Origin of the sequence: Wohlfahrtiimonas larvae (assembly GCF_002006755.1) — a bacterium.
Classification (GTDB): domain Bacteria; phylum Pseudomonadota; class Gammaproteobacteria; order Cardiobacteriales; family Wohlfahrtiimonadaceae; genus Wohlfahrtiimonas; species Wohlfahrtiimonas larvae.
Genome location: NZ_MVDO01000178.1, coordinates 1 through 5565, shown reverse-complemented (window position 1 = coordinate 5565; position 5565 = coordinate 1). Strand labels below are relative to the sequence as shown.

Below are 5565 nucleotides of genomic sequence, written 5' to 3'. Positions count from 1 at the left end.
TTCGCGATTTCTGCAATGCGTTGATATTCCACAGAACGAATGAAACGGCCATCTAGTGCATATGTTTTTGTATGATCGTAATGCTTAACATCTACAGCAATGAATGGGCTGTTAGTTTCTGCGTCTGTATCTAATCTTACAGCGTAGCTTGTGCCAACTACAGGATTCTTATTCAATGCTGTTGCTAATTCATCCATCCATGCTTGCACTTCATCAGATGATAAAAGATCAATGGTTAATGGTGCCAAATCTGTCAAAGCAGATAATAGCTTTTCAGGATACATATATTTCATGCGTTCAATTAATTGCTCAATATTCGTCACATTGCGGGCTAATTCTTCCACTTGTGATGCTGCCATTGCAGGTGCATCTTTGCTTGCGAATACTTGGCTATTATCCAAAGCATTACTTAAGAAGAAGCGAACTAATTCGCTTTCATCTTTTAAGTAAGTTTCTTGCTTACCTTTTTGGATTTTATATAAAGGTGGTTGAGCGATGTAGATGTGACCATTTTCAACCAATTCACGCATTTGGCGATAGAAGAAAGTGAGCAGTAGCGTACGAATGTGCGCACCATCCACGTCGGCATCCGTCATAATGATAATACGGTGATAGCGTAATTTTTCTATATCAAATTCATCACGACCAATCCCACAACCTAATGCTGTGATCAACGTTCCAACTTCAGCAGATTGAATAATGCGGTCAAAGCGAACACGTTCAACATTCAAGATTTTACCTTTCAATGGTAAAATTGCTTGGAATTTACGGTTACGGCCTTGTTTTGCAGAGCCGCCCGCCGAGTCACCTTCCACGATGTACAATTCTGATAATGCAGGATCTTTTTCTTGGCAGTCAGTTAATTTACCTGGTAGACCAGCGATGTCTAAAGCACTCTTACGGCGCGTTAATTCACGAGCATTACGAGCAGCTTCACGTGCTCGAGCAGCTTCAATGATTTTACCTGTGATGAGTTTTGCATCATTTGGGCTTTCTTGTAAGAAGTCAGCAATTCTTGCGCTCACAACACTTTCTACAGCACTACGAACTTCACTTGAAACTAATTTATCTTTAGTTTGTGATGAGAATTTTGGTCCTGGTAATTTTACTGAAACAACAGCTGTTAAGCCTTCACGAGCATCCTCACCAGATGTACTCACTTTAGCCTTTTTGAGCAAATCATTTTGTTCCATGTATTGGTTCAATGTGCGTGTAATCGCAGCACGGAAACCCAATAAGTGTGTACCACCATCTTTTTGTGGAATATTGTTGGTGAAGCAGTAAACGTTTTCTTGATAATCAGTTGTCCATTGCAGAGCAACTTCAACGATCACATTATCTTGTTTATTGTCACAGTAGAAAATAGCAGGATTAATGATAGTTTTTTTGCGATTAATGTGCTCAACGAAAGCTCTGATCCCACCTTCAAATTCAAAAATATCTTCTACATTATAGCGCTCATCTTTTAAATGAATTTTGATACCTGAGTTTAAGAAAGACAATTCACGTAAACGTTTTTTTAGGATTTGATAATCGAATACTGTGATGGTGAAAATTTCAGGGCTTGGCTTGAAGTAAACAGTTGTACCTGTATCTTCTTCATCGACAGTACCAATTTCACGTAGAGGATAAACTGGCGTACCCAGTTTATATTCTTGTTCGAATAATTTACCATCTTGTTTGATGAGCAAACGCAGATCAGAAGATAGCGCATTCACAACTGAAACGCCTACTCCATGCAAACCGCCAGAAATAGCATTATCATCAAACTTACCACCAGCATGAAGCACTGTCATAACAACTTCAGCAGATGAAACGCCTTCTTCAGGGTGCATTTTAGTAGGAATACCGCGACCATTATCAGTCACAGTAATTGAATCATCTTTGTGGATAGTCACAGTAATGTCATCGCAGTGGCCAGCCAATGCTTCGTCGATAGCATTATCCACAACCTCAAACACCATATGGTGTAAGCCGGTGCCGTCATCGGTATCACCAATATACATGCCGGGACGTTTACGTACGGCATCTAATCCCTTGAGAACCTTAATACTTGGGCTATTTTCAGAGGTCATTCAAATATCCTTTTTTAATTCTAATGAAACATGTGATTAACATTTGATTAACCACATTCAAAAACGAGTTATTATACCATTTTTTGTACAAAACCTGTAGTGATCTTATACTGATGTGGCTGATTAATCTGATCATTATTAATAAGCTCAGGAAACTCGTTTGCTTCTAAACATGTAATAAATAATTGCACATTTAATTTTAAAAATTCAGCCAATAAGATTTCTCTGTGCTGTTTATCTAACTCTGCACTCATATCATCCATTAATAAAATGACATTTTGAGATTCGTTATAATTTTGAAATAGTTGGATTTGCGCGAGTGTCAGCGCAATACTGGCTAATTTTATTTGCCCACGTGATAAATATTCACTAACATTCTTATGATTAGCTTTGACTACAAAATCACCACGATGCGGGCCGGATCTTGTATGTCCCATAATAAAATCTTTTTCACGTTGACTTTTGAGTTCTTCTGCAAAAAGGTTACCTGTAAAACCTTTGCGATATTCCATTGACCATTCAAATGGCTGGTGAATGAGTTTGGATAATAATGGTGATGCTTTTTCAAAAATAGCTGTGATGAATGCTTCACGCTTTTGTGTTATTTGATCCCCAAACTGAACTAGTAATTCATCATAGCTATCTAAAAGTTTTGGATTCTGTTTTTGCCTAAGAATAATATTACGCTGTTTTAATGCGCGGTCATAATTCTGCCAAAGATGATGATAGTTGGCTTCCGTATGAAATAATCCCCAATCCATGAATTGACGACGAAATTTAGGGCTATCTGTGAGGAGCTTGCCTGTTTCTGGATCTAAATATAGGCATGGCAACATTTTTGCCAATGTTGATCTCTGCTTTAATGGTGTTGCATCAATGCGCACAATATGCTCTTGTTTATTGACTTCAATACCAATTAAATGCTCTGAAATATCATTGTGGCATTTGGTAATTAGGCGTAGAAATTCATGCTCATCCCCAATGATTTTAGCAAATTCACGTTGGCGGAATGAACGCAGATGAGATAAATAGTAAATTGCCTCGAGCAAGCTAGTCTTGCCTGAGGCATTGGCACCATAAAACACATTGCATTTTGAGTGAAATTCTAAGCTCTGTGTTGTAAGGTTTCTAAATCCTGTGAGCGATAATGATCGAATGATCACGTTTTATAAGCGCATTGGCATAACAACATGATCAACGCTGTTATCTTCAGGGTTTTTAATAAGGCAACTTGAGTTATTTTCGGTGAAGCTTAATTGCACCATATCACCTTCAATATTTTTGAAAGCATCTGTGATGTAAGATGCATTGAATGCAATCATGAAGTCATCGCCTTGATAGTTGACTTCCACTTCTTCTTCTGCGACCTCTTGCTCAGGGTTATGTGCCACTAATTTGATTAAGCAATGAGAGATATTCATACGAATACCACGGAATTTATCTTGCGACAAAATTGAAGTACGTGTTAATGACTCAATCATTTCAACTCGATCTGCCATGATGATTTTTTCACCCACAGGTGGAATTACACGTTTATAATCTGGGAATTTACCTTCAATTAATTTTGTTGTGAAAACCATACTACCTAATTCTACGCGTAAATGATTTGCACTTAGTTGTAAATGCATTGGTGCTGCTTCATTTTCAATGAGTTTTAATAACTCTTCTACAGCTTTGCGTGGAATGATGTATTGATTGCTAATATCAGTGGAGTTTTCTAATGTATATCTGCTTAATGCTAATCTATGACCATCAGTGGCGACAGCAGCAATTTCAGAGCCTTGAACATCTAGTAACATACCATTTAAGAAATAACGAACGTCTGCACTTGCCATTGCATAGGCAACACGTTGAATCAATAATCTAAAACGATCTTTAGGTAATGTTAATGTTTCAGTGAAATCAATATGATCTAATACTGGGAATTCTTCTAAAGGCAAACATGCTAATGAGAATTTAGAGCGACCAGCTTTGATCTCAACCTTATCAGGATTGATGGTTAAATGTACATCAATACCAGACGGGAGTGCTTTTAATATGTCTAAAAGCTTTTTAGCAGGAATGGTTGTACCGCCTGTTAGTGAAGAGATATATGGCAATGCACAAGAGAGTTCGATCTCAAGATTAGTAGTTGTCAGAATGATTTCTTCTGATTTCACTAATAGTTTCACATTTGCTAAAACAGGCAATGTTTGACCTTTTTCAGTCACGCCAATTAATGCTTGCAACGGCTGTAGCAATTGCTCTCTTTGTACAATCAGTTCCATAATATAAAAATTCCACTCATGAACATATTAAAATGAATTACAAGTTTTTGTTGATTTCATTTTCTAGCAAATTAAAATCAACAGGTTTTGTAATATATCCTACAGCACCTTGTTTGCTAGCCCAAATTTTATCAATGTCTTCACTCTTAGTGCTGACCATAATAACAGGGATATGTTTCACTTTTTCATTATTTTTAATGCGGCGTAGGGCACTAAATCCATTGCAGTCTGGCATAACAACATCCATTAGGACGAGGTCAGGTAAAAATTGTTCTACAATCTGCACGGCTTCGTTGCCATCTTTTGCTTCTAGAACTTGATGGCCTAGCTTTATTAAAAATTTTGCAATTTCTAGTTTTTGTAATTTTGAATCATCTGCAATTAGTATCTTAGCCACAAATATACCTTTTATGTCACATTCTACAGAAATCCATTATACAAGAAAAAAAGGTTTTTTAATAACTACTCTGAAGATAGATTGACTTTAATCGGAGATTTTGTAATGTTTAGACGATTAGAAATCATTTTATGAGTTATCAATGTCCACGATTGCAACCCACCGAGCTGAGATTGATCAGATTGATCAACAGCTATTAAAATTATTGAATGAACGAGCTAAACACGCTATGGCAATTGGTGAAATTAAGATTGCCAATGGAGATACAGAGATGTATCGGCCTGAAAGAGAAGCGCAAGTCCTTGCCAATTATATGGAAAAAAATCAGGGTCCGATTCCTGATCAGGAAATTGCTCGTTTATTTAGAGAAATTATGTCCACTTGTTTATCTTTGGAAAAACCTTTGGAAATTGCATTTTTAGGACCAGAGAAAACATTCTCAGAATTAGCCGCACGTAAGCAATTTGGTGGTTCAGCTAATTTATTACCACAAGCAACAATTCCTGAGGTATTTAGGGCAGTGGAAACAGGATTGGTGGATTTTGGGATTGTGCCTGTGGAAAATTCTACAGAAGGTGCTGTAAATTTAACATTAGATTGCTTTGCACAAACATTATTATCCATTTGTGGTGAAACAACGTTACGTATTCATCAAAACTTAATTTCTGGTGCAGCTGATGTGAAGTCAGTGAAAAAAGTATTTGCTCATCCTCAGTCTTTAGCACAATGCAGAGGATGGTTAGATAAACATTTACCTCATGCAGAGCAAATAGCTTGTCATTCTAATGTAGATGCTTTAATGCAATCACAGCAGTCACCAGAAGAT

Annotated in this window: 5 protein-coding genes; 1 reads left to right on the top strand and 4 read right to left on the bottom strand. The window is 37.1% G+C overall.

What is annotated here, in order from left to right:
- The 4 genes from BZK14_RS09885 to BZK14_RS09870 form a co-directional block, all read right to left on the bottom strand.
- A partial coding sequence (locus tag BZK14_RS09885) for a DNA gyrase subunit B (RefSeq protein ID WP_077926335.1) occupies window positions 1-2075 on the bottom strand: 2075 nt, incomplete at its 3' end.
- 71 nt (window positions 2076-2146) lie between these two features.
- Window positions 2147-3238 carry a DNA replication/repair protein RecF gene (gene recF / locus BZK14_RS09880; protein ID WP_077926334.1) on the bottom strand — a complete coding sequence of 364 codons (1092 nt, stop codon included), beginning with the start codon at window positions 3236-3238 and terminating at the stop codon, window positions 2147-2149.
- 3 nt (window positions 3239-3241) lie between these two features.
- The gene (dnaN, locus tag BZK14_RS09875) at window positions 3242-4342 is read right to left on the bottom strand and encodes a DNA polymerase III subunit beta (protein WP_077926333.1); all 1101 of its coding nucleotides are present in this window, start codon (window positions 4340-4342) and stop codon (window positions 3242-3244) included.
- A gap of 37 nt (window positions 4343-4379) precedes the next feature.
- The gene (locus BZK14_RS09870) at window positions 4380-4739 is read right to left on the bottom strand and encodes a response regulator (RefSeq protein WP_077926332.1); all 360 of its coding nucleotides are present in this window, start codon (window positions 4737-4739) and stop codon (window positions 4380-4382) included.
- A gap of 142 nt (window positions 4740-4881) precedes the next feature.
- Between BZK14_RS09870 and pheA the strand changes: the two genes are divergently transcribed.
- On the top strand, window positions 4882-5565 hold a 684-nt coding region (gene pheA / locus BZK14_RS09865), incomplete at its 3' end, for a chorismate mutase (RefSeq protein WP_077926336.1).

What these genes read in the sequence shown, in the direction of transcription:
- dnaN (WP_077926333.1), bottom strand. Translation starts at nt 4,342, where the DNA reads ATGGAACTGATTGTACAAAGAGAGCAATTGCTACAGCCGTTGCAAGCA.